Consider the following 21,912-nt stretch of genomic DNA (forward strand, 5'->3'; position numbering starts at 1 on the left):
TGGGGTCAGTCAACCTCGGGCATGGGATAGCCCCTGAGCCTTTGGAACAGGCTGGCCTCGTCATTGTTCAGGTAGAACGGGACCGAGGATGGCGGTGTCGGGTCGGTGACCCGGGCCGTAATCTCGGCCAGTACGACCTCGGTGATGAAGGGCAGGTCGAAGTTGCGGACCTCGTCCAGTTTGATCCATTGCAGGTGTGACAGCTCATCCGAGGCGCGGCTGAAATCATCCAGATCGCCGTGAATCTCCTGCGCATCGACCAGAAAGAACCGCGCATCAAACCGTCTGGGCCGACCCGGAGGGGTAATGGCGCGGAACACGAATTGCAGCGCTTCGGCCGAGGGTTTGTAGCCCAACGCCGCAAAGCTGGCCCAATCCGCCGGAGCATCGCCGTCCCACTCACCGGGTTGGCCGAGAACCATCCCGGTTTCCTCCCACAGCTCGCGGATCGCTGCGACGGCAAGCGCCTGCTGCATGTCAGCCTCGGCCTGCTCGGCCAAGCGATCATAGCAGAGTGGGGGCAGGGGGGCGGCCAGTGGGATACTCGCATCTTCGGGGTCGACTGCGCCGCCGGGAAACACGAATTTGTTGGGCATGAACGCCGCCTTGGCCCCGCGTTGCCCCATCAGGATCGACGGCACGGTAAACCTGTCCCGCAGAACGATGACGGTGGCTGCGTCGCGGATGGCAGTCTTGTCGACGCTCATGCTGGTGCCTGATGCGGTCACGCGGCTTTCTCGAACCCATGCATGCGCCGCGCCCATTGATAAGCCACGACAGCCCCCTTCAGGCGAGGCAGCAGGAACAGCGACAGCGCTATGCAGCCGATGGAAAGCACGATGGCCATCGTCCATGGGTCCGGTCGCCAATGCACGTATGAGACGTGCAGCGCCGGGGCCAGCAGGTGCCCGACCAGCAGGATCGTCAGATATGCGGGGCCGTCATCTGCGCGGTGGTGAAACAGCTCTTGACCGCAATTTGAGCAGCTGTCGTTGACCTTCAGGTAGCTGTGCAACAGCTTGCCTTCACCACATTTCGGGCATTTGCAACGAAAGCCCTTGACCAAAGCTGGCCATGTTTCGCGCTCTTTTTCCACTGCGGGGGTGATCGTTTGATCCATGATAATGTAACTCGCGCATCTATCTTTGGCCGATAATGGGCCTGTTTGCCGCAATAGAAAAGGGGGGTGCGTCGCTTTGCATCGCCCGGTCCGGATACGCGTTCGTGACCCGCTGATCCTTCGCTAAACTTTTTTCGACGGAAACCCGATGGTGCCGCGTTTGAATGGGTATGAGCAGCGGCAATCAGGTCGCGCCAATATGGGGAAACCGATATGAAGAACTCGAAATTCATCCCGGCCATCGTTTTGTCGGCAGTGGCGATCACAGGTACATCGGCATTGGCAGCCGGCCCAAAGGATCGCGAGCCTGTCTCGTTTCAGGAACTGGACGCCAATGCGGACGGCCAGATCACGAAAGAAGAGATGCAGGCCCATCGCGCACAGCGCTTCACAAAGGCGGATACTGACGGCGATGGACAGTTGAGCCTTGAGGAGATGCAGGCCGCGGCCCAGCAGAAGGCCAGCGACCGTGTGACCAAGATGTTCGAAAAGCATGACGCGAATGGTGATGGCGCCCTCAGCACCGATGAGTTGCCGAAACCACGCCGGGCTGGCAAGATGTTTGATCGGATCGACGCGGATAGCAGCGGCGGTATCTCGGAACAGGAATTTGCCGATGCAAAAGACAAGATGGGCAAGCACCACAAAAAGCGCCATAAGTCGGACGCTGACGATAGCTGATGCAGGATGGAGGACCTGACCTCCCACCCTCAAGACGTTCGCGGTGTGGAATGCGCCGCGGACGACCTTGGCGACGATAGGTTGCTGAGGCTGTTTGCTGATGGCGACCCCGGGGCGGCGCGGATATTGACGGATCGGCTGGGCCCGCGCTGCTATTCGGTCTCTTTGCGCATGTTGGGCAACCGGGCAGAGGCCGAGGATGTGACGCAGGATGCCATGATGCGGCTGTGGCAGATGGCCCCCAATTGGGTGCCGGGCACGGCCAAAGTATCAACGTGGCTCTATCGGGTGACGTTGAATCTGTGTCTGGACCGCAAGCGCAAAAAGGCACCTGAGCAACTGCCAGAAGAGGCCGAACCCTCCGATCAGGCGGCCAGCGTGGTTGAGAAAATGCAGGATACGGCACGCAATGATGCGTTGCAGGGCGCGCTTATGCAATTGCCCGACCGACAGCGACAGGCTGTCGTGTTGCGGCATATTGAGGAGCTGTCCAACCCCGAGATTGCCGGGGTCATGGGCCTATCGGTAGAAGCGGTCGAGAGCTTGACCGCGCGTGGAAAGCGGGCACTGTCCGCCATATTGGCCGGACGGCGGGAAGAACTGGGGTATGACGATGGCTGATGACGATATGGAACTGGAAAACCTGTTTGCTCAGGCGCGCAAGGACCGATCCGGGCTGCCGGATGATCTTGCCGTGCGTATCGAAACGGATGCCGAGGCCATACGGATGCAGCGGTTGGCAAAACACGCGCATTCGGAGCCGTCCCTATGGTCACGCATTCTGGGCAATATCGGTGGATGGCAAGGCTTTAGTGGCTTGGCCGCTGCCAGTATTACCGGAATTTTCATTGGGTTTTTTGCGCCTGCCGTTCTACCGGATACGGGCGGCCTTTTGGGCGCAACGGATGACAGCATTCTGGCGGCCGACCTTGGATTTGACACCAGTTTTCTGGAGATCACGGAATGAACACTGATCCAAAACCGAAACGTCGCTGGATGCCGATTTTTCTGGCTCTCTCATTGGCGGTCAACCTGTTGATTGTCGGGGTCGCGGTTGGCAGCGTATTGCGTTTGAAGAACAGCGATCACGCCAAGGCGCCGCCCGGTTTTGGGCCCGCACTGTACCGCGCCTTGCCGAAAGAGGACCGCAAAGCCCTGAAGGGAGAGCTGTCCGGCCTGCACGGTAAAGGGGCCAAAGGGCGGTCGCAGGACTTTGCGGCCGTGGGCGAGGCGTTGCGTGCGGTTCCCTTTGATCCTGAAACCGTCACGCTTTTGCTGCAGCAGCAGGCGCAAGCGACGGCGGAACTTCAGGCCTCGCTGCAACAGAAATGGTTGGTGGTCGTCACACAGATGAGCGACGAGGAACGCCAGACCTATGCGACCCGCCTGGAAGAGGTCGTCAAACGCGGCCCGCGCGGTCACAAGAAAAAGCACTGAAGCGATCAGGCAGCGCTTTGCCTGATCTGCACTTGATTTCGCCCCGCCTGTTTGGCCGCGTACAGCGCTTTGTCTGCGGACTTGATCAACTGCTCGACCGGTTCGGCCACGTCTTGTGACAGATAGGCCGGCGCAGACATTTTCAGACCGACACTTATGGTTACGGAAATCGGAGTTCTCAGATCTGGCAATTGAAAGGGTGCCGCACAGATCGCATCGCACAGGGTGCTGGCCATCGTCAGCGCATTGGCGCGCGAGATTTCGGGAACGGCGATCATGAACTCCTCTCCGCCGATGCGCGCGACGAACCCGGCTTTGCCGACGACCTGTTGCATGCGTGCCGCCGCTTGGGTCAGCACGCAATCACCACTGGCGTGACCGTATTGGTCATTGATCGTCTTGAAATGATCCAGGTCAGCCAGCATCAGCGCAAAACCCCGTCCGGTCTGTGCCGATCGCTGCGCTATCTGCTGGATGGCGCGCATGGCATAGCGACGGTTCTGCAACCCGGTCAGCGGGTCGATCCACGATTCGGCGATCCCCTTCTTCAGCGAATCCCGCATCTGGTCCATCCGGCTTTTGCGGGCAATCTGGTTGTCCAGCCGCAAGACGATCTCATCTGCGCAGAACCCGCCGAGGCAGACGGCATCTGCTCCTCGGTCCAGCGCCTCGGAGGCGCGGGTGGCGTTGTTGTCACTCAGCACGCCGATCAGAACCGTATGGCGCGTGGTGCCCCGCGATCGGAGGTCGGCCAGGACGTTCAGCGCAGATCGGTCTGCATCCAGTTCGACCACAATTGCATCCGGGACCGGACCAGAGAGCAAGGCCTGAAGGTCCGATTGGTGGTGCGAGGTCAGCGCGTAGCGTGACTGCCCGGAAAGCGCCTTTTGCCAAAGCGCGCCGTTGCGCGGCGATTGCGCTAGAACCGCAACGCGGGCCCGTTTGGGGGCTGCAATGAGCGGCGTTTCCGGCTCGGCCAGGCCCAAAGACTGGGGGTCCTCGCGCAATTGCAGGTCCTGCGTGTCAGCCCGTGCGCGCAACAGGCTGCGGATACGGGCCAGCAGCAGTGTGTCCTTGAACGGGTGGGTCAGAACATCATCCAGACCATCGGCCAAAGCCCGCAGCCGTGCCTTTTTGTCATTCTGGGCGGTCAGGGCCACAACGGGCACGTCGCCCAAGGTCGGATCTTCCGCGATCAGGCTTTTGACATCCGCCGCCGTGCCGTCGGGCAGCGTTTGCGCGGTCAGCACGAGATCAGGTCGCGCACGCCGCAAGAGCGCAGCGAGGCCTTCCAATTTCTCTCCTTGTACCACGTGGTACCACGCCGCTGTCAGCTGAACCTTCAGCATGATGCGGTTCGTAGATACCCCATCTAAAACAAGGATGGTTCCCTGCACGGACATAGTTGCTCACCATTGATTGCATGCGTGAACAAAGTGTTTATGAGTCTGGTTAACAAACCCTTTCCAAAACAGGGGGCTAAGGCCAGTTTATGTCGATTTCCGAAGATTCCGCCCAGACTCTGGCCCTGAATGCCCTCGGGTGGCTGGTCGGGAATGAGGAGCTTTTGCCCATTTTTCTGGGCTCGACCGGCGCTGCAGTAAATGATTTACGCGATAGGGCCGGTGAGCCCGAGTTTCTGGCCTCGGTATTGGATTTCCTGATGCTTGACGATTCGTGGATCATGGCCTTTTGTGACGCGATGACGGTGCCGTATGACCAACCCGCTCAGGCGCAAGCGATGTTGTCGGGTGGTTCCGACGTTCACTGGACCTGACCCTGCAGGAGCTTTTCATGCCAATAGATGCGATCGTGTTCGACAAGGACGGCACGCTGTTTGACTTCGCCAACACCTGGGGCACGTTCGGACGGACCATGTTGTTGCGCATAGCCGAGAATGACCGGGATCGTGCGGCGGAGCTGGGTCGGGCCATCGGCTTCGACCTTGAGACCGAGACTTATTCCCCTAATAGCGTCGTGATTGCGGGGACCGTTGAGGAAATCGCAGATGCGTTGTTGCCGCATGTCGATGGGATCGCGCGTAACGCCTTGATCACGTTGATGAATGCCGAAGCCGCCGCCGCGCCGCAAGCGCAGGCGGTGCCGTTAGGGCCGTTCCTGGACGCGTTGAAACAGGCCGGCCTCAAGCTGGGTGTCGCCACAAATGACAGCGAACACCCGGCGCTTCAGCACCTGGAGTCGGTGGGCGTCAAAGACCATTTCGACTTTATCGCCGGGTATGACAGCGGCCATGGGTTCAAGCCCGGCCCTGGCCAACTTCTGGCATTTGCAGCACATATTGGCATGCAGCCTGATCGTATCGCCATGGTCGGAGACAGCTTGCACGACCTGCAGGCCGGGCGCGCCGCAGGGATGACCACGATCGGAGTTCTGACCGGTCTCGCTAAAGCCGATGAGCTGGCCGGGATGGCGGATGTTGTCCTGCCCGATATTGGTCATATCCCGGCGTGGTTGGCGGAAAACTAAATCTGCAGAACCAGTTTCCGGCGGCTCAAAGTTTGTAAGCGACAAAATCTGTCGCATATAGAGCGGCCCACCAGCGCGTTCCCGGGCTTGCTTAAGGACAGGCAAATGGCAGGGAGTCGAGCATGGCTGGAACCAATTCGCGCAGACGTCGCAGCGGAGGGCGCGCAGGCGCTGCCGAGCGCAGGGGAAGTGCGGCAATTGATCAGATGCCGTGGAACCCACCGGTCAATATTGATGCGCCGACCGAGCCTCTGGATCAGGGCGGGGTCGAGGCAATCCACGACGGTGCCATGCGAATCCTCGAAGAGATCGGGGTCGAATTTTATAACGAAGAGGCCAAAGGCATCCTGCGTGAGGCGGGCTGCACTATCGACGGTGACAACGTGCGGATGGGCCGCGATTTCGTGATGGAGATGGTGGCAAAAGCCCCCAGCCGCTTCACGATCACGCCCCGCAATCCCGACCGGACGATCGAAATCGGTGGGCGGAACATCCTGTTTGGCAACGTCTCATCGCCTCCGAACTACTGGGATATGGAAATCGGCACCAAAGTTCCCGGCAATCGCGAGATGTGTCGCAATCTGCTGAAACTGACGCAGTACTTCAACTGTATCCATTTTGCTGGCGGCTATCCGGTCGAGCCGGTCGATATTCACGCAAGCGTTCGCCATCTGGATGTGCTGTATGACAAGCTGACCCTGACGGATAAGGCGATGCATGCCTACTCGCTGGGCAAAGAGCGGGTCGAAGATGTGATGGAGATGGTCCGCATCGCAGGCGGGTTGAGTCATGAAGAATTCGAGGCCACGCCGCGGATGTATACCAACATCAACTCGACCTCGCCGCTGAAACACGATCATCCGATGATTGACGGCTGCCTGCGTCTGGCGCGGCGCGGTCAGGCGATTGTGGTCACGCCATTTACTCTGGCCGGAGCGATGGCCCCTGTGACCATCGCCGGCGCGGTGGCGCAATCTCTGGCCGAGGCGCTTTGTGCCATCGCGCTGTTCCAATATGTACGCCCGGGGATTCCCTGCGTGATTGGAACCTTTACTTCGAATGTGGACATGAAATCCGGCGCCCCGGCTTTTGGGACGCCAGAGTATATACGGGCCACTCAGATGACGGGCCAGATGGCGCGCTTTTATGGTCTGCCGATGCGGTCGTCGGGTGTCTGTGCGGCGAATGTGCCGGATGGACAGGCGGTATGGGAGACGTCAAATTCGCTCTGGGCGTCGGTGCAGTCGGGGACCAACATGGTCTATCACGCGGCGGGATGGCTTGAAGGCGGGCTGATCGCGAGTCCTGAAAAGTTTATCATGGATTGCGAAATCCTTCAGCAAATTCAACGCTATATGGACCCAGGCCTGACGGCGACTGGCCCGGATGAAATTGCCTTGGATGCAATCCGCGCGGTCGGGAATGACGGGCATTTCTTTGGCATTCAGCACACTCAGGACCGCTACTCGACTGCTTTCTATCAACCGTTCCTGAGCGATTGGAAAAACTATGAGGGTTGGGAGATCGCAGGCGGTATCTGGACGGCTGAACGCGCGCATCACATGTACAAAGAGATCATTGGAAGTTTTGAGGCCCCACCTCTGGACGAGGGCATTCGCGAGGAGCTGGCCGAGTTCGTCACCCGCCGCAAAGCCGAAGGCGGGGCTCCGACGGATTTTTGATATCGATTTGATACTGCGAAGTCTTTCCGCTGATCGACAGTGGTTCTTGGCTATTTGTTAAGGATTGTCAGGCCAAAGTACGGATGCAACCAATCTGAGGCATCTGATGCATGGTCTGATCAATCGGGCGATACAGTCTTTTGTATGCGCAACTTACGGGCGGCCTTGCTGGCAGCGCGTAACAGATTCGGCCGGATTGGGTTTTTCCGAGTTCGAGGCCATGTTGACCTATGATGATGCCATCACGACTGCTTTGCTGGATGCGCTTAGTACGGAACTGACCCGTCCACGGACCGAGATTCTTGAAGATGTTGGCACCTATCTGGTCTCGCATCCCAACACCGAAGGCTTGCGCCGCCTGTTGCGGTTCGGTGGTGTGACATATGTTGAATTCCTCCATTCCCTTGATGACTTGGCAGATCGGGTGCGGCTGGCTGTGTCCGACCTGTCGCTTCCGACCCTCGAATTGCAGGAGCTTTCGCAGACTGAATTCCAGCTTACTTGCGGCCCTGGGCTGCCCGGATACGCCAGCGCAATGGTCGGTGTTTTGCGCGCGATGGCAGATGATTACGGTGCTTTGGTGATGTTGTCGCATGATGGACAACAAGGTGAGGCCGAAGTCATATCGATCCTGCTTGTCGAAAGTGCATTTGCCAAGGGGCGGCAATTCGATCTGGGGGCGCGGGGCGCATGACGCGGATGGATGATCTGGCAGCGTTGCTGAAAACCCTGTGTCCTATGTTTCTGCTGGTTGACCGAGATGGCGGCATCCTGCGCGTCGGCCCGACACTGCAGAAGCTGCGCCCGAACTGCCGCATGGAGGGGCAGTGTTTTCTGGATGTGTTCGAAATGGTCCGTCCCCGTACGGTGACAACGATTCCGGCCCTCATGGCGATGGCTGGGGCGAATCTGCATCTCAGGTTTCATGATGAGCCGCGCACCGCCCTTAAGGGTTTGGTCGCACCGCTGCCGGACGGTGAAGGGGCCGTTATCAACTTGTCCTTCGGTATCTCGATCCTCGACGCAGTGCGCGACTATGCCCTGACCAGCGCTGATTTTTCCGGGACCGATCTGGCGATCGAGCTTCTCTATCTGGTTGAGGCGAAATCGGCTGCGATGGATGCGTCGCGGTCACTGAACCTCAGGCTGCAGGGCGCAATGCTCGCAGCAGAGGAGCAGGCTTATACCGACACCCTGACCGGAGTGAAGAACCGGCGTGCGATGGACAGTCTTCTAGGGCAGATGATCGCGTCGAACGCGCCGTTTGCGGTGATGCATATTGATCTGGACTACTTCAAATCCGTGAACGACCGGTTGGGACATGCTGCGGGGGATTTCGTTCTGCAGCAGGCCGCCCGGATCATGATCGAAGAAACCCGAGACGACGACACGGTGGCGCGAATTGGTGGGGACGAATTCGTCATCATCTTCCAAGGCCTGTCCAACACTGACCGGCTTTCGGCGATCGCAGACCGGTTGATCGAAAGACTGAAACAACCCATGCGCTTTCAGAACAGGGATTGCCGTGTCTCTGCAAGTATTGGTACCGCCTTGTCCACGCATTTTGAAAATCCAGGGGCCGAAGACGTTTTGCAGGCCTCGGACCTCGCACTGTATCAGGCCAAGCGAGAGGGTCGATCCTGCCATCGGCTCTATTCTACGCTGCTAAAGGCGCAATCCTGAGATCAGGTCTTGGTAAAAGCCGTCTGCAGAGTTTCCGAAATCCGGCGTTGTATCGGAGGCAGTTCACCAACAACGGGCAGAACGGTGCCGCGGAAATGCGCTTTGTTCAGCTCTTCCGGGACATCTTCCAGAACGTGACCTCCACGACAGGCGAAGAATGGCAGGCAGAGTGACTGCTCTGACGCGCCTTTGGCTGCATCGAAAATTGACGGAGGTTCTTCGACAAATCCAACGCGGATCGAGCGGAACGCCAGTTTCTGCGAAAGCTGATCGGCAAAATCTTTTGCGACGACCGAGGGGTTTCTGCTGCGGCCCGATCCATGAGCTGCGATGATCAGATCAGACGTTGCCGCGCTCCAGTCTTTTGCCTTCAGGGCTGATTTCAGCGCGTCGCTTACAAGATCGGGAAGCAAGGGGTCGGTGCCCAACGGGTCAAGAATACGCAAGTTGCGATCCCCGATGCGTTTGGGCAGGGCGCTGGTGACAAACCAGCCTTTAGCCATGAACAAGGGGTAAATCACCGTGTCGTGGGGCAGGCTATCCATCACCTCTTCAAGCGCGCCGGGATTGGCCAGCGTGGCAGAATGGACAGTTACATTGGCCGCGAGCGCGTCCACCTCAGCGGCGAAGCGGGTCAGAGAAGCCTCGGCCGGTTTGGGGTCTGAGGGCTGACCATGGGCAACGATGATGGCGTGCGGCATTCCGGGCTCCTGTTCCTGAGCGGTAAGTGTGTCGCCGGTTCTCTGTGTCAAGGCGGGTGTTAGCCCAAAAGTGTCAGCCAAAGCCAGACGGTCAGGATTGAGGTGGCAGTTCCGATCAGCACTGACGAGGCCGCGACCCGCTTGGCGCGCCCGTACATATTGGCGAAAATATAGGCGTTGAAACCGGGCGCCATCGCTGCGTTCAGCACTCCGGAGCGGAACAGGTCCTGCGGCAGCCCTGTGGTTGTTCCGAACAGCCATACAAGGCTTGGGTGTAACATCAGAGAAATTGCGCAAACATAGGTGATTGTACGCAGATCGCCTTCGGGTTTGTATTTCACAAGCACGCCGCCCAGTGCGAACAACGCGCCGGGCAGGGCGGCGCGGGTCACCAGCTCCAGCGCCTCATCCACGACTTGTGGAATGACCAGACCGGACAGGTTGACGACAAAGCCCAGCGCAATGCCAAGGATCAGGGCGTTCTTGAACATCGCAGACAGAACCGAGCGCACCATCTTTGTGCCGCCATGACCGCGATTGCGCACGATCTCCATCACCGTGATCCCGACGCCGTAACAAAAGGGCGAGTGGAAGGCGATGATCGCGTAGTTGCCGGTCAGGCTGTCGGGGCCATAGGCGCGTTCGGTAATGGGCAGGCCCAGAAGGACCGAGTTCGAGAACAGGCAGCAAAAGCCGATCGCAACGCAATCCTCCCACTCGCGGCCAAAGATCAGCCGTGCCCCGAAAAGCCCTGCGCAGAAACACAATCCAGCAGCCGAATAGAAACTGGCCAGAAGCCGAGGGTCGAAACTGGCGCTGAGATCCAGATGGGCGATGGCCAGAAACAGAAGGCAGGGAATGGCGAAACCCTGCGTGAAGCGCATCAACCCGTCGACATGCACCTCTTTGAAATAGCCCGAACGGGTCGCCGCATAGCCTGCGCCAATCACCAGAAAGACCGGCAGGATGACGTCTATCAAGCTTTGAAGCATATCGCCCCCGGTTCTGGCGATATATGGACCGCGCAGGGCAGGGCCTTACAGCGCCTGCGCGATCACCATCCCGTCATAGGCGGGGGTGATGTTGTCGGCGGTTTCGGCCTCGACCGTCGCATAATCCAGGTCGATATGCATATTGGTCAGGACGGCGCGTTTGGGCTGAAGTTTCTCAATCCATCCAAGCGTTTTTTCCAGATGCGCGTGGGTGGGATGTGGCGCGCGGCGCAGGGCGTCGATGACCAGACAATCCAGGCCTTCCATCTCGGGCCAGGCGTCGTCATAGATTTCAGCGACATCGGGCAGATAGGCCAGATTGCCGATCCGAAATCCCAGCGAGTCAATTGATCCATGGTTGACGCGGAACGGGCGCAGGGGGATCGGGCCACCGGGGCCGTCGATCTCGAACGGGCCGTCGATGGATTTCAGCTCCAGAATCGGCGGGTACGGAGAGCCCTCGGGCTGGATGAACGCATATCCGAACCGTCCCAGCAGGGCGTTCTGGGTGTCGCCATCTGCCCAGACCGGCACACGGGTTTTCATGTTGAAGACGATCATTCTCAGATCATCAATGCCGTGCACATGATCGGCGTGAGAGTGAGTATAGACCACCCCGTCCAACCGTCCGGTTCCGGTATCCAGCAGCTGGCTACGCATATCCGGCGAGGTGTCGATCAGGACCGAGGTCGTGCCCTCTGGCCCATCCCGCTCGACCAGCATCGAGCAGCGGCGGCGTATATTCTTAGGGTTCTCGGGGTCGCAATCGCCCCAATGCCCACCAAGGCGCGGCACGCCGCCCGAAGACCCGCAGCCCAGAATGGTACAGCGCAGCTGTGTCATGCGGCGGCCTTGTACTGTGCTGCTTTTGAGAACAGGCGGTCAAAGTTCAACTGTGTCTGGGCGGCGAAATCTGCGTAGTCCATGCCGAATACCTCGGCCCCTTTGCGGGCAGTATGGGCGGTATAGGCCGGTTCATTGCGTTTGCCGCGGTATGGGGGCGGCGCAAGATAAGGGGCGTCGGTTTCGACCAGAATGCGATCCACGGGCGCGTTTGCGAAGATATCGCGCAACTCCTGACTTTTTGGGAAAGCGGCAATCCCGGACATCGACAGGTAAAACCCAAGGTCCAAGGCAGCTTTTGCCAGCTCGGCCGATGATGAGAAACAGTGCATCACGCAGGAATAAGGCGCGTTGCGGTATTCCTCGGCCAGAATGCGCGCCATATCGTCATCGGCTGCGCGGGCGTGAATGATCAGGGGCAGGCTGGTGCGTTGGGCCGCCTCGATATGAATGCGCAGCGATTGCTTTTGTACCTCGGCGCTGTCGGCGGTGTAGTGATAGTCCAGCCCGGTCTCGCCGATGCCCACGAATTTGGGGTGCTGCGCTAGTGCGACCAGTTCATCGACACTCGCCATCGGTTCGTCCGCCGCGCTCATCGGGTGGGTGCCGGCGGCATAGAAGATCGGTGCATGAGTCTCGGCGATGGCGCGTACGCTGGGTTCATTGCGCAGGCGAGTGCAGATGGTGACCATTCGGGTCACACCGGCCTCGGCTGCATTGGCAATGATCTGGTCCAGCTGCCCGTCGAAATCGGGGAAATCCAGATGGCAATGGCTATCGGTGATTTGGGGGGTGCTGCTCATCTGCTCTGACCGGAGGTTTCTTGTATCTTGAACATCGTATCTAGGACCAACGCGGCAGGGTCAAGGTTCACCGCCTGACCATGACGTGCGCGGGCGGTGATCGTGGCCGCCACCTTGGCCCAGTTACGGGCGTGATGGGCCGAGGCCGACAGGCGGGTCAGAATTTCAGCCTCGTTAGGGGCGGCTTCAGGAGTCGGAGGCGCCCCGGTGGCACCGGTCAACGCCAGACGTGACAGTGCCATGTCGATCAGGGTCAGCAACAGCTCGAACCGTTCGGCTGCGCCGCGCTGGGCGGCGGCTTCGGCCAGCTTAAGGGCGCGCTGACGATCCATGCGGGGCAGGGTGCCCAGAATGGCGATCAACTCGGCATAGATTTCAAGCCCACCCAGATTAATCAAACGCACCGCATCGCCCACCGACCCTGCTGAGAGGGCAGCTAGGTGATCGGTTTGGCTGGGAACCTCCGCCCCGGTCTGTGCCAAAGCGGCCTGCATATCCTCGGGCCCCAGTGGTGACAGGCGCAAGGTTCGGCAACGTGACCGGATGGTCGGCAAAAGGCGCGAAGGTTGGTGCGAGATCAGTAGCAACGTGGTGCGCGCCGGTGGTTCTTCGAGCATTTTCAGAAGGGCATTCGCAGCACTGACATTCATCTCATCAGCCGCGTCGACAATGACGATACGCCGCCCGCCATCTGTCGAGGACAGGCCGAAGAACTTGCCCAGCTTGCGGATGTCATCCACCACGATCTCATTCCGGAGACGCCCCTGATCATTCAACGACCGGGTGATCGCCGCCAGCCCCGGTTCGGCGCCCGCCGTCATGCGATGCGACACCGGGTGGTCCGGGTCGATATCCAGCGTTTGCGGGGGCGGAGGCGCGCCAAACAGCCCCCCGTCATCTGCCGGAGGAGTGGCGAGCAGAAACCGCGCGATCCGCCATGCCAGCGTGGCTTTGCCCACCCCGCGCGGGCCGGTCAGAAGCCAGCCATGGTGCAACCGGTCCGAGTTGTAGGCGCTCAGAAACGCTTGTTCGGCGGTGTCCTGCCCGAACAGCTGCGCGGTCTCACGCGGATGGGGCGCTCCGGGGGCCTGATCTGGGGTTGGGGTGTCGTCGCTCATCGTCTATCGCAGGGCTGCATGGACGATGTCTGTCACATCCTGTGCGACACTGTCCATGTCGCGATTGCCATCAATGACGCGAAACCGGTCGGAAAACTCATCCGCCAGCGCCAAAAAACCGGCGCGCATCTGTTTTTGCAGGGCAGGCCCGAAATCTTCGAACCGTTCTTCGGTGCCCTGCCGTCCCTTGGCGCGGGACAAGCCGGTGTCCGGGTCCATGTCGATCAGCAGGGTCATGTCCGGCTCGCGCCCGATCATCAGGTCATGGAGCTGATCGACAACCGCCCGCAGGTTCCCGCGGGACAGGCCCTGATACATTCTTGTGCTGTCGGCAAAGCGATCGCAGATCACCACCTTACCCGCGGCCAAGGCCGGTTGGATTGTCCGCTCCAGATGATCGCGGCGGGCGGCTGTGAACAGCAACAACTCGGTTTCCGCTGACCACCGGTCAGGGTCGCCTTCCAGTACGAGGCGGCGAATTTCTTCAGCCCCCGGCGATCCGCCGGGTTCGCGCGTCAGAACGACCTGATGGCCCGCATTGCGCAGGGACTCGGCCAGCATCCGGGCCTGAGTTGACTTGCCTGATCCGTCTATGCCTTCAAAGGTCAGGAATAACCCGTTTTGCGTCACATCGACTCCAGCGGGTTATTGATAACGTCTTTCAGGACAATGCCGCCGACCGTCATCATGCGCACTATGAAACCACCCAGAGGGACAGCCTCGGCCGCGACCAGAGGGCGGCGGATTTCGGGCAGACCTTCGGGCTTGATCACCAGCTCGGCCAGTTGCTGGCCTTTGGCGACAGGTGCGTTAATGGGGCCGTCATAGACCACTTCGGCTTTGATATTTTGGGTGCCAAGAACCGGGAACAGCACGTTCAAGTCGCCTTCGGGCACCAGACCCACGGTCTTTTTCTCACCCATCCACAGCTTGGCTTCGGCTATCGGCGCTTCTTCGGTGGCAACTGTCCTCTCGACAAAATTTCGAAACGACCAGTTAACCACGGACTCAGCCTCCTCTGCCCGCTGAGCGGTACTGTCCAGGCCGGTGAGGACGAAGATCACCCGGCGATCGCCTTGTTTGGCCGATCCGACAAGGCCGTAACCGGCCTCTTGCGTGTGGCCGGTTTTCAGACCGTCGGCCCCGATGTCCAACCGCAGCAGCGGATTGCGGTTACGCTTGTTCGAGGGCGCGCGCCCGTCAAACGCAAATTCCTCTTCGGCGAACAGAGGGTAATATTCGGGAAAATCCGTGATCAGCCGATCTGCGAGTATGGCCAGATCATGCACGGACATCATATGCCCGGCAGCGGGCCAGCCGTTGGAGTTGGCAAAGTTCGAGTTGTTCATCCCCATCTGCTGCGCGCGCTGGGTCATATAGCGGGCAAATCCAGCCTCGGTCCCATCGGGGCTGAGCGCCTCGGCGATCACCACGCAGGCGTCATTGCCGGACAGCACGATAATGCCGCGTATCAGATCCTCGACGGCTACCCGGTCCTGAGTGTTCAGGAACATGGTCGAGCCGCCATAGCTCATGGCATGTTCCGAGACAGGCAGGGTCTCTTGCAGTGTCAGACGCCCGTCACGCAGCGCTTCGAACGCGACATAGAGCGTCATGAGCTTGGACATGGATGCAGGCGGAAGCGGCTGGTCGGCGTCTTTGGAAAGAAGCACGGTGCCAGTGGTCTGATCCATCACATATGCCGCGCGTGCCGAGGTGTCGAAGGCGTGGGCGGGTAGGGCAAGAACAGCCATCCCGAGGGTAAAAAAGGATGTTCGCAATGCGGATAGCATGAGGTGCCTCCTGTTCTCAGTTGGACACAGTGAACGCGTCGCCAAAGCCCAGATCCTTCACATCGTTCTGGATGGCCTTGCGCTCGGCGCGGGTGGCGGCGGGTCCGACCAGAACGCGCCAGACGGTCTTGTCTTCGGTCTTCAGCTCTCGGACCTCGGCTGACATGCCGTTCCTGCGGATCTTGGCTGCGGCGCTGTCGGCATTGGACTGAACGCCGAATGTGCCGACCTGCACAAAGGGCTTGGACAACGAAGACGAGGCGGCGGCAGTCGCGGCGACCGGCGTGGGGTCTGCGGCGTCTATGGCGGCAGCGGCCCCATCGATCGGGTCAAGCGTGGTTTCGGTGATCGCGTCGGCGTCTTTTTTCTGCCACCACTTGCGTTTGGCGGGTTTCTCGGCAGGGGCAACCACCGGCGCATCGGTCAAAGCCGGAGCGGCAGTTGCTGCGGGTGCCGCAGCGGTCGATACCTCAACGGTTGCTTCGACGGCGGCCTCGGCCCCGTCTTTGGCTGCGTCTTCGGCTGCGTCCGATGCGGCAGCGGCCGCGCCCACGGCACCAGCGGTCACCGCTGCGGCGGGGGCTTTCTTCTGCCACCATTTGCGCTTGGCCGGTTTTTCCGTCTCAGAGGTAGCCTCGGATGCATCAACCTCGGCCACGTCACTGGCTGTGGCGGTCTCGGGGCTTGTTTCGGGCGTGGGCTCGACCTCAGCGACCTCGGGCTCGGGTGGGGCGACCTCGACGGTTTCGCGCCGCAAGGCCACAACGTTGATCTTGGTCGGCGCACCAGCAAGGATACCTAGCTGCTCCGCCGCCGCAGATGATACCTGCAAGGCGGGGCCGGGCAGGTTGCGTTCGCGCCGGAACAAAGCGCCGGTCACGGACTTGTTGTTCGAGGCGTTTTTGATGATCACCCTCTCGGGCTGTGTCACATCCGGGTGGGCCACCCAAATACCACCGAGTGAGGGACGTCCGTCCCAAAGCCCGGCCTCTGTCACTTCGAACACTTCCGGCGCTTCGACATCGCGCTGCGTGCCGCTCGATCCTTGCGGGAAAAGCTCGTTCGTGTTTGTGTTTTCTTCGGGTTTTTCGGCGGTTGCCAGCGTGTCTTCGCAGCCCGACAACACCACCAAGGCCACAGCCAAGCACGCCAGCCGTTTTGGCCCTTGGCGGATCTCAGTCGCTCGCTTCATCTTGTCATCCCTTGCCTGAAGGGGCCTCGTTTCCCGAGCCCCACCGTCAGCCTGCCGGATCTTTGCGCCGGTCTGCTGCGGTCTTTCAGGCGGATCATAACGTGGGTGGGGTGTCATGGAAAGTCCGCTGCTTCGGCTTCGGCAAGATTTCCCGATTTCGGCTTGCCTCTGATTTCAGATGGCCTTAGACCCTGCCTTCGACGGGGAGGTGGCAGAGTGGTCGAATGCGGCGGTCTTGAAAACCGTTGAACGTGAGAGCGTTCCCAGGGTTCGAATCCCTGTCTCCCCGCCACTGCCACCCCAGGTTACGCAAAGCCCCGGTTCTCCCTCAATTCTGAGATGCTGTTGAAGCGCCCGCATCTGATTGGGTGTTGCTTTGGTCGGCGGTCGTGTCGGACGGGTTGGATGGCGTTCTGTTTTCGCCTTGGGCGGGTGTCGCAGTCTGGCTGTCCGGGGTTGAAGCCGTTTGATTTGCATCAGCGCCTGTTTGTGTCTGACGATCCGGTGCCGAGGGTTGATCGCTGCCCGATGGCGCCCTCTGGGGGGTGTTGCTACCCTGATCGCGATTCCCCGTTGGGTGCTGCTGAATCTGCGGCGGATCACGTGTTTCAGCATGCTGGATCGGCGTGTTGACCACCGAACGCGCCGCGACCTGGGCCGCCGATGGTTGCCGTGGCGCGCGCGTCTGCGCCGGAGCGTTGGGATTCAAACTGACTGCCCGAATACGATTGACGCTGTCCGCCGCCGCAAGCTGGTTCAGCGGCAGATAGTCCGAGTGGAAATGAAGCTCGACATCCGCGTTCATATTGACGCTCTGGTTCATTTCTTCGCTTCGGTGGTTTTGATTGGTGTTCACAATCCCAATCGAATTGGTCATCGAAGCATTGACCGACCACGGACCAAAACCCACTGACCCGCCCATGGTCGAGGTATGCTTCATCTCAAATCGCCGCGCACGGTTTTCTTCAGCCGCCGAACGCGCATCAATCGAGAAATTCATGCCGGCTTTGATCTTGCCGTGGTCAATCACCAGACGGTTCATTCCCAACGTCAGGAGCGAGGCGATCACCTTCTGCTTTTTCCGCGACAGATAGGCGCGAACGCGGCCCAATAGCCCTTCTTCAGGCTCTTCAGTGTCAAACCCTTCGGCCTCTTCACCCGTAAGTTCCAGCAGCGCCGCGACCTCTTCCCGCGGTGGACCGTCTCGCCCTTCGCGCAGCCGCACGACAGCGGAACCGTTTTCCTCTTCGTTGCCCCAGTCATCCTGCGAGGTGCCAAGTTCATAGGCATCCGGGAATTGTTGCACCAGCCAGACCCGCGCCTGGTCCGGCCCGGTAGCGGCGGGACTGTCCGCCGAGGCCGCTGTCACGCCCGAGATCATCTCGACATAAGCCTGTAATTGCTGGGCATTTGCATCAATCAGGCCGCGAAAAACTCCGTTCACGAGCTCGGTCACGAATCGTGGGAAGGCAATTCCCTCTAAAGTTGCTTGCGCCACGTCCGAAAGCTGGCGATTGGCCGCCGGATCAAAGGATTCGGACATGGCTGTGGCAAGCGGCGGATCGGGGCGGGGCGCGTTGGCGGCTTCTTCGCGCAGCAGCTCCAGCGAGGTTTCGGTCAATTGCACGAGATTTTGCGCCAGGCGTTTGCGGTCGGGCTCGGGGATATTGGCGTAGGCGGGGTTCGATTCGAGCAAACCACGCACGGCGGCGCGGACGCTGTTGCGTTGTTCAGGGCGAGCGGTGTCAGAGGCCATGGTGCATCGCCTCGGCCTGGGACAGAAGGTCAAGCGTCGCCTCAAGCCAACGCGTGCCTTCGGTCAGTACTGGATCGGACTGGTCAAGGCGCAGTTGCGAGACGCCGCCCAGATCACCCAACTGACTTGCCACCCATTCAATCAGGATCATGCCAGCCCGACCGCGCGCCAGATGCTGCCTTGCCCTTGCGATCAAGGAGGGGTCGCGAAAACCGGGCCTGCCATGACCTGCGGACAGACTGGCGGAAACGGCATCCCAAAACCGTGCACTGCCCAAGGCGGCCTGCAGGCTGCGATCCCCGAAGATGTCCGTTGCGCGCTGGATCAGGGCCAGGGCTTCGTCGGCAAGGTAGTGGGTCGCGCCCCCTGCATGGGACAATAAAGTTGTCGCAAGGCTCTGGGCGGCGCGGGCAATGTCGCGCCGAGCCACGATTGGCGAAAGCTCGGTAGGAGGCAGAGAGGCGTATCGGTGCAGGGCTTCGGCCAGTCGCAGCATGTCTTCGTCGAATGTTCCGTTCACTCCGCCTTGTATCGCAAAGGGCGCCGCACCTTCGGGGGCGTTGCCAAACAGCCTGAGATAGGCCGCAAATCGGTCATCGGACGGCCTGCGCGCTTCGTAATCCCGGTGATGCGACATCAACTTGCTGGCAACCGGACCGCGCGGCAGACGCAGCCCTCCGGACACGTAATACCCCGCGACGCGCGACAAGGCGGTTGTCAGGCCGGTCATTTCGACCTCCATCGCGAAATACAAGGGCGCGACGGCGTGCAGGATTTCCCCGTCGCGCGCGTCAGCGATCTGTACCTCGGGCAGGACCGGCAGGTCGATCAGCGCCAGAGCAACCAGGGCGGGCGAGGATCGGCCAAGGCATTGCTGCGCGTAGGCGCCCAACTGTTGGATATGCTGGGCGTCGCTGCGGTCGTCAGGATATATGGCATGCGCGTTCATGCCCGCGTTCATCCTTGTGTGTCGGTCTGGTTCTGGTCAGACGGGGGTGTCGTAGTTTCGGAATTGGCCAGATGAGGCGGCTGTTGCGGCATCGCATTGCCCTGAATCGCCGCCATCATCTCTGGCGTGGCGAGTTTCTCCATCGGTAGGAAATCCGACTTGAAATTCACCCGCACGTCCCCCGAAAGCTGCGCCTTGAGCGCTGCCGAACTGGATGAGCTTTCATCCAGCGAAGACCCCACTGTGGTCATGTGGCTCTGCTCGTTGACATTCACCGACCCGCCACCAATGCCGAAGAACCCAAACGCCGTACCGCTGACATTTTTGTTGCGAGAGCTTTGGCGATCATAAAGCGACGCTTTCGACCGCCTCCGGGCGATATCCGAGGCGCGCATCCCGAACACCACCTTGGCGCGGATCGAGCCATCGGTCACCACGATCCTGTTTATGCCAAGGACCACCATGGACGCGAGCAGCTGCATTCTGCTTTTCGCCATCGCAAGCCGCGCGCCGCGCACAAGCCTGGCCTCGCTTTCCGGGTCCGACAGATCGGTAACCGGTTTGTCCAACTCCAGATCGGTCGAGACCGTGGCAAGACGCCCCTCAACCTCTTCGCCGCGCGCGACCAGACGGGGTTGGCCGCCTCCGCTATCGTCAAACGAGAACTCGTCCCCGCCGACCGAGACATCGAACAGGTCGGGATAGGTGTCGGTCAGCCAGTCACGGGCGTTGTTTTCGGTGATATTCTCACGGGCGAAATCGTCGACGGATTGCGAGACGCTTTTCAGCATCTCGGCATAGGCGCGCATTTGTTCGATCGACGAGGTGACGATCGCTTGAAAAACATTTTGAACGAGCCCACCCACGAATTGAGGAAAGTCAACTTTTCCAATGAGTTCCCCGAATTGCTCGGTGCCTTGGCGGATGGCGCCGCCTTCAAAATCCTCACCCGCGAATCCATGGTCGCCTGACGCGCGGCGCGAGGCATCGCGGACCCCTCGGGCAGAGGGTCGGGTGCCGGATTGCGCCTGCGCCAGCGGTTCAGGCTGGGTTGGCGCGTTTTTCAACAGCCCGTCGGGGTTCGCCATGTAGCTGCCCACCCGCACCATGTCATGGGCAATGGCCGCGCGTTCGTCGGGCGGCAATGCCTGAAAGGCGGGCGACTGCCCAAGGATTTCACGGACCTTGATCCGCGTGGTGTCCAGCGTCTCGCGGTCTATCGGGGTGGCGGGTGGTGGGTGTTCCATTGGATGCCCCGCTTATTGTGTGGGCGTTGTGGGTTGAGGCTGCCCTTGTGGCGCAGGTTGCTGAACAGCGGCTGTTCCGGGCGATCCGGCAACGGGTTGCGCAGCCTGCATCATTCCGGCTGCATCCTGGATCTGGTTCATCTGGATCGAATCCGCGATGCGGTTTAGATCAACCGTTTCGGATTTGAAGTTGATATCAACCGAGCCCGCCAGTTGCGCCTGTGTCTGCAATGCGGCGTTTGTCTGTTCGGTGGTGACGCTTTGCATCTCGATCACCGGCTCCTGCACGGATTGATAATGCCCCTTTGACCAGCGTTTGCCGCGATTGTAGTTGGTTTCGCGGTCGTCGCCAGTACCACTGGATTCGTAGGTCGAGCCATCGTCGCCCCGATCCCAGGCCCCTCGGCGCGTGGTTTTCATCTGTTTGCCGTAGTCGAACTCCTGCGCCCGCTTTTTCCTTTGCGACACGTCTTTCGATTTGAAGCTATACATCACTTTCGCGCTGATCCGGCCATCTGTGACCACGATTTTTTGCAGCCCCATCAACATCATAGTGGCCAGAAGGCGATGTCTGGAAAGGGCAAGTTGCATCTGTGCGGCGGGTACAATGATCTGTTCCAGCGTGTCGCTGTCCAAAGCGCGGGGGGCCTGATCTCCGGTCAGGTTCAGATCGCGCCCGACGCGTTCCGCAGCTTCGCGCTCATCAACGCCGTCCCGTAGGACAACACGCGGCTCACCGCCGCCTTCACCAAAGAAATCCGCCTCGGTCGAGATATCGAACAGATCGGGGAATTGATCGGTCAGATAGTCCCGTCCCTGATTGGCGGTTATGTTGTCGCGCTTGAACTCATCCACGGATTTCGAAACCGAGGCGACCATCTCGCCATAGGCCTGCATCTGTTTGATCGAGGCATCGACAATGGCGACATAGACGTTCTGGATCAGACCACCGACAAATTCGACAAAATTGACGGATTGCAGCAACGCACCGGCAACGGCGGCCCCTTCACGGGCAGCGCCTGCGCGGAACGCGCCCTCGGGAGGCTCGGCTGAGGGGTGCTGAACGTTTGTGACCGGCACGCGCCCGGCCGCCGCACCCGTATTCACGCCACCGCGCCCCCTACGGTTCATCGCCATGGCCGGAGCCATGGATTGCGCGGCGGCCATCGGGTCGGTCATCGCGCTGACAGGTGCGTCATCCCCGAGGAAGTGGAACACATTCACCGTGTCATAGGCGACCCGTCTGCGTTCATCCGGGGGCAGCGCCAGAAAGGCCGGGCTGCGCATCAGCATGTTCCTGACCTTGACCCGCGTTTCATTGAGCGAGGTGATATCCTCGGGGTGCGGTGTATGGGCATGTGCTGGGACGGCTGGCGTTTGCGCGTTCATTTCCTTCTCCAATCGGTTCCGTCCGCGATGCAGGCGGTA

General features: G+C 60.3%; 24 protein-coding genes and 1 tRNA gene. 10 read left to right on the forward strand and 15 right to left on the reverse strand.

Annotated elements, in window-relative coordinates; all coding sequences use genetic code 11:
- Positions 1–5: 5 nt before the first annotated feature.
- Together AC2FD8_RS06910 and AC2FD8_RS06915 are read right to left on the reverse strand one after the other, a co-directional pair.
- On the reverse strand, positions 6–707 hold the full coding sequence (locus AC2FD8_RS06910) for an NUDIX hydrolase (RefSeq protein ID WP_496854785.1): 702 nt from the start codon (positions 705–707) through the stop codon (positions 6–8).
- A 17-nt stretch (positions 708–724) separates the two neighbouring features.
- Positions 725–1,120 (reverse strand): DUF983 domain-containing protein, encoded by a 396-nt coding sequence (locus tag AC2FD8_RS06915; RefSeq protein WP_496854787.1) that lies wholly within the window; start codon positions 1,118–1,120, stop codon positions 725–727.
- A 213-nt stretch (positions 1,121–1,333) separates the two neighbouring features.
- Between AC2FD8_RS06915 and AC2FD8_RS06920 the strand changes: the two genes are divergently transcribed.
- From AC2FD8_RS06920 to AC2FD8_RS06935, 4 genes are read left to right on the forward strand one after another with little or no spacing between them, the layout of a single operon-like run.
- Entirely contained in the window at positions 1,334–1,801 is a 468-nt protein-coding gene (locus tag AC2FD8_RS06920; RefSeq protein WP_496854789.1) for an EF-hand domain-containing protein, read from the forward strand.
- A gap of 6 nt (positions 1,802–1,807) precedes the next feature.
- Positions 1,808–2,422: an RNA polymerase sigma factor gene (locus AC2FD8_RS06925; protein WP_496854791.1), complete on the forward strand. Its 615-nt coding sequence runs from the start codon at positions 1,808–1,810 to the stop codon at positions 2,420–2,422.
- Positions 2,415–2,768, forward strand: a complete 354-nt coding sequence (locus AC2FD8_RS06930; RefSeq protein ID WP_496854793.1) for a hypothetical protein — start codon at positions 2,415–2,417, stop codon at positions 2,766–2,768. Before AC2FD8_RS06925 ends, AC2FD8_RS06930 begins: the two co-directional genes overlap by 8 nt.
- The gene (locus tag AC2FD8_RS06935; protein WP_496854794.1) at positions 2,765–3,238 is read left to right on the forward strand and encodes a periplasmic heavy metal sensor; all 474 of its coding nucleotides are present in this window, start codon (positions 2,765–2,767) and stop codon (positions 3,236–3,238) included. The genes AC2FD8_RS06930 and AC2FD8_RS06935 overlap by 4 nt, the downstream gene beginning before the upstream one ends.
- A 5-nt stretch (positions 3,239–3,243) precedes the next feature.
- On the opposite strand, the gene AC2FD8_RS06940 is transcribed toward AC2FD8_RS06935, so the two are convergent.
- Positions 3,244–4,641, reverse strand: a complete 1,398-nt coding sequence (locus AC2FD8_RS06940; RefSeq protein WP_496854796.1) for a diguanylate cyclase — start codon at positions 4,639–4,641, stop codon at positions 3,244–3,246.
- An 89-nt stretch (positions 4,642–4,730) separates the two neighbouring features.
- Between AC2FD8_RS06940 and AC2FD8_RS06945 the strand changes: the two genes are divergently transcribed.
- The 5 genes from AC2FD8_RS06945 to AC2FD8_RS06965 all read left to right on the forward strand — a co-directional run bounded on the left by AC2FD8_RS06945 (position 4,731) and on the right by AC2FD8_RS06965 (position 9,090).
- Positions 4,731–5,015 carry a DUF3572 domain-containing protein gene (locus AC2FD8_RS06945; protein ID WP_496854797.1) on the forward strand — a complete coding sequence of 95 codons (285 nt, stop codon included), beginning with the start codon at positions 4,731–4,733 and terminating at the stop codon, positions 5,013–5,015.
- A 17-nt stretch (positions 5,016–5,032) separates the two neighbouring features.
- Positions 5,033–5,725 carry an HAD family hydrolase gene (locus AC2FD8_RS06950; RefSeq protein WP_496854798.1) on the forward strand — a complete coding sequence of 231 codons (693 nt, stop codon included), beginning with the start codon at positions 5,033–5,035 and terminating at the stop codon, positions 5,723–5,725.
- 122 nt (positions 5,726–5,847) lie between these two features.
- Positions 5,848–7,407, forward strand: coding sequence for a trimethylamine methyltransferase family protein (locus AC2FD8_RS06955; protein WP_496854800.1), 1,560 nt, complete (start codon positions 5,848–5,850; stop codon positions 7,405–7,407).
- Positions 7,408–7,513: 106 nt separating this feature from the next.
- On the forward strand, positions 7,514–8,101 hold the full coding sequence (locus tag AC2FD8_RS06960; protein ID WP_496854801.1) for a heme NO-binding domain-containing protein: 588 nt from the start codon (positions 7,514–7,516) through the stop codon (positions 8,099–8,101).
- The gene (locus tag AC2FD8_RS06965; RefSeq protein WP_496854803.1) at positions 8,098–9,090 is read left to right on the forward strand and encodes a diguanylate cyclase domain-containing protein; all 993 of its coding nucleotides are present in this window, start codon (positions 8,098–8,100) and stop codon (positions 9,088–9,090) included. Before AC2FD8_RS06960 ends, AC2FD8_RS06965 begins: the two co-directional genes overlap by 4 nt.
- A gap of 2 nt (positions 9,091–9,092) precedes the next feature.
- Here AC2FD8_RS06965 and AC2FD8_RS06970 read toward each other — a convergent pair whose 3' ends face one another.
- The 8 genes from AC2FD8_RS06970 to AC2FD8_RS07005 are packed head-to-tail and all read right to left on the reverse strand — an operon-like array spanning position 9,093 to position 16,532.
- Positions 9,093–9,842 (reverse strand): CbiX/SirB N-terminal domain-containing protein, encoded by a 750-nt coding sequence (locus tag AC2FD8_RS06970; RefSeq protein ID WP_496874292.1) that lies wholly within the window; start codon positions 9,840–9,842, stop codon positions 9,093–9,095.
- Between the two features lie 8 nt (positions 9,843–9,850).
- Positions 9,851–10,783 carry an AEC family transporter gene (locus AC2FD8_RS06975; protein WP_496854806.1) on the reverse strand — a complete coding sequence of 311 codons (933 nt, stop codon included), beginning with the start codon at positions 10,781–10,783 and terminating at the stop codon, positions 9,851–9,853.
- 45 nt (positions 10,784–10,828) lie between these two features.
- The gene (locus tag AC2FD8_RS06980; protein ID WP_496854808.1) at positions 10,829–11,626 is read right to left on the reverse strand and encodes an MBL fold metallo-hydrolase; all 798 of its coding nucleotides are present in this window, start codon (positions 11,624–11,626) and stop codon (positions 10,829–10,831) included.
- Positions 11,623–12,429: a TatD family hydrolase gene (locus AC2FD8_RS06985; RefSeq protein WP_496854810.1), complete on the reverse strand. Its 807-nt coding sequence runs from the start codon at positions 12,427–12,429 to the stop codon at positions 11,623–11,625. The genes AC2FD8_RS06980 and AC2FD8_RS06985 overlap by 4 nt, the downstream gene beginning before the upstream one ends.
- Positions 12,426–13,547, reverse strand: coding sequence for a DNA polymerase III subunit delta' (locus AC2FD8_RS06990; RefSeq protein ID WP_496854812.1), 1,122 nt, complete (start codon positions 13,545–13,547; stop codon positions 12,426–12,428). Before AC2FD8_RS06990 ends, AC2FD8_RS06985 begins: the two co-directional genes overlap by 4 nt.
- Positions 13,548–13,550: 3 nt before the next feature.
- Positions 13,551–14,177 carry a dTMP kinase gene (gene tmk / locus AC2FD8_RS06995; protein WP_496854814.1) on the reverse strand — a complete coding sequence of 209 codons (627 nt, stop codon included), beginning with the start codon at positions 14,175–14,177 and terminating at the stop codon, positions 13,551–13,553.
- Positions 14,174–15,340, reverse strand: a complete 1,167-nt coding sequence (locus tag AC2FD8_RS07000; RefSeq protein ID WP_496854816.1) for a D-alanyl-D-alanine carboxypeptidase family protein — start codon at positions 15,338–15,340, stop codon at positions 14,174–14,176. Before AC2FD8_RS07000 ends, tmk begins: the two co-directional genes overlap by 4 nt.
- Before the next feature lie 16 nt (positions 15,341–15,356).
- The gene (locus AC2FD8_RS07005; RefSeq protein WP_496854818.1) at positions 15,357–16,532 is read right to left on the reverse strand and encodes an SPOR domain-containing protein; all 1,176 of its coding nucleotides are present in this window, start codon (positions 16,530–16,532) and stop codon (positions 15,357–15,359) included.
- Between the two features lie 202 nt (positions 16,533–16,734).
- On the opposite strand from AC2FD8_RS07005, the gene AC2FD8_RS07010 reads away from it, so the two are divergent.
- Positions 16,735–16,824: transfer RNA gene (locus tag AC2FD8_RS07010), tRNA-Ser, on the forward strand.
- A gap of 36 nt (positions 16,825–16,860) precedes the next feature.
- On the opposite strand, the gene AC2FD8_RS07015 is transcribed toward AC2FD8_RS07010, so the two are convergent.
- From AC2FD8_RS07015 to AC2FD8_RS07030, 4 genes are read right to left on the reverse strand one after another with little or no spacing between them, the layout of a single operon-like run.
- A complete protein-coding gene (locus AC2FD8_RS07015) occupies positions 16,861–18,288 on the reverse strand; it encodes a hypothetical protein (protein WP_496854820.1) in 1,428 nt (475 codons plus the stop codon).
- Positions 18,278–19,237: a hypothetical protein gene (locus tag AC2FD8_RS07020; RefSeq protein WP_496874293.1), complete on the reverse strand. Its 960-nt coding sequence runs from the start codon at positions 19,235–19,237 to the stop codon at positions 18,278–18,280. The genes AC2FD8_RS07015 and AC2FD8_RS07020 overlap by 11 nt, the downstream gene beginning before the upstream one ends.
- 8 nt (positions 19,238–19,245) lie before the next feature.
- Entirely contained in the window at positions 19,246–20,484 is a 1,239-nt protein-coding gene (locus AC2FD8_RS07025; RefSeq protein ID WP_496854824.1) for a hypothetical protein, read from the reverse strand.
- Between the two features lie 12 nt (positions 20,485–20,496).
- Positions 20,497–21,873: a hypothetical protein gene (locus AC2FD8_RS07030; protein WP_496854826.1), complete on the reverse strand. Its 1,377-nt coding sequence runs from the start codon at positions 21,871–21,873 to the stop codon at positions 20,497–20,499.
- Positions 21,874–21,912 lie beyond the last annotated feature (39 nt).

It is taken from the genome of Ruegeria sp. YTSC192 (genome assembly GCF_059609705.1).

Bases quoted from the DNA above. Each gene is read 5' to 3' on its own strand.
- AC2FD8_RS06925 (WP_496854791.1), top strand. From the start codon at position 1,808: ATGGAGGACCTGACCTCCCACCCTCAAGACGTTCGCGGTGTGGAATGC.
- AC2FD8_RS06950 (WP_496854798.1), top strand. From the start codon at position 5,033: ATGCCAATAGATGCGATCGTGTTCGACAAGGACGGCACGCTGTTTGAC.
- AC2FD8_RS06930 (WP_496854793.1), top strand. From the start codon at position 2,415: ATGGCTGATGACGATATGGAACTGGAAAACCTGTTTGCTCAGGCGCGC.
- AC2FD8_RS07005 (WP_496854818.1), bottom strand. From the start codon at position 16,532: ATGAAGCGAGCGACTGAGATCCGCCAAGGGCCAAAACGGCTGGCGTGC.
- AC2FD8_RS06985 (WP_496854810.1), bottom strand. From the start codon at position 12,429: ATGAGCAGCACCCCCCAAATCACCGATAGCCATTGCCATCTGGATTTC.
- AC2FD8_RS06935 (WP_496854794.1), top strand. From the start codon at position 2,765: ATGAACACTGATCCAAAACCGAAACGTCGCTGGATGCCGATTTTTCTG.
- AC2FD8_RS06955 (WP_496854800.1), top strand. From the start codon at position 5,848: ATGGCTGGAACCAATTCGCGCAGACGTCGCAGCGGAGGGCGCGCAGGC.
- AC2FD8_RS06915 (WP_496854787.1), bottom strand. From the start codon at position 1,120: ATGGATCAAACGATCACCCCCGCAGTGGAAAAAGAGCGCGAAACATGG.
- AC2FD8_RS06910 (WP_496854785.1), bottom strand. From the start codon at position 707: ATGAGCGTCGACAAGACTGCCATCCGCGACGCAGCCACCGTCATCGTT.
- AC2FD8_RS06945 (WP_496854797.1), top strand. From the start codon at position 4,731: ATGTCGATTTCCGAAGATTCCGCCCAGACTCTGGCCCTGAATGCCCTC.
- AC2FD8_RS06965 (WP_496854803.1), top strand. From the start codon at position 8,098: ATGACGCGGATGGATGATCTGGCAGCGTTGCTGAAAACCCTGTGTCCT.
- AC2FD8_RS06920 (WP_496854789.1), top strand. From the start codon at position 1,334: ATGAAGAACTCGAAATTCATCCCGGCCATCGTTTTGTCGGCAGTGGCG.
- AC2FD8_RS06980 (WP_496854808.1), bottom strand. From the start codon at position 11,626: ATGACACAGCTGCGCTGTACCATTCTGGGCTGCGGGTCTTCGGGCGGC.
- AC2FD8_RS06975 (WP_496854806.1), bottom strand. From the start codon at position 10,783: ATGCTTCAAAGCTTGATAGACGTCATCCTGCCGGTCTTTCTGGTGATT.
- AC2FD8_RS07020 (WP_496874293.1), bottom strand. From the start codon at position 19,237: ATGAACGCGCATGCCATATATCCTGACGACCGCAGCGACGCCCAGCAT.
- AC2FD8_RS06960 (WP_496854801.1), top strand. From the start codon at position 7,514: ATGCATGGTCTGATCAATCGGGCGATACAGTCTTTTGTATGCGCAACT.
- AC2FD8_RS07030 (WP_496854826.1), bottom strand. From the start codon at position 21,873: ATGAACGCGCAAACGCCAGCCGTCCCAGCACATGCCCATACACCGCAC.
- AC2FD8_RS06940 (WP_496854796.1), bottom strand. From the start codon at position 4,641: ATGTCCGTGCAGGGAACCATCCTTGTTTTAGATGGGGTATCTACGAAC.
- AC2FD8_RS06990 (WP_496854812.1), bottom strand. From the start codon at position 13,547: ATGAGCGACGACACCCCAACCCCAGATCAGGCCCCCGGAGCGCCCCAT.
- AC2FD8_RS07015 (WP_496854820.1), bottom strand. From the start codon at position 18,288: ATGGCCTCTGACACCGCTCGCCCTGAACAACGCAACAGCGTCCGCGCC.
- AC2FD8_RS07025 (WP_496854824.1), bottom strand. From the start codon at position 20,484: ATGGAACACCCACCACCCGCCACCCCGATAGACCGCGAGACGCTGGAC.
- AC2FD8_RS07000 (WP_496854816.1), bottom strand. From the start codon at position 15,340: ATGCTATCCGCATTGCGAACATCCTTTTTTACCCTCGGGATGGCTGTT.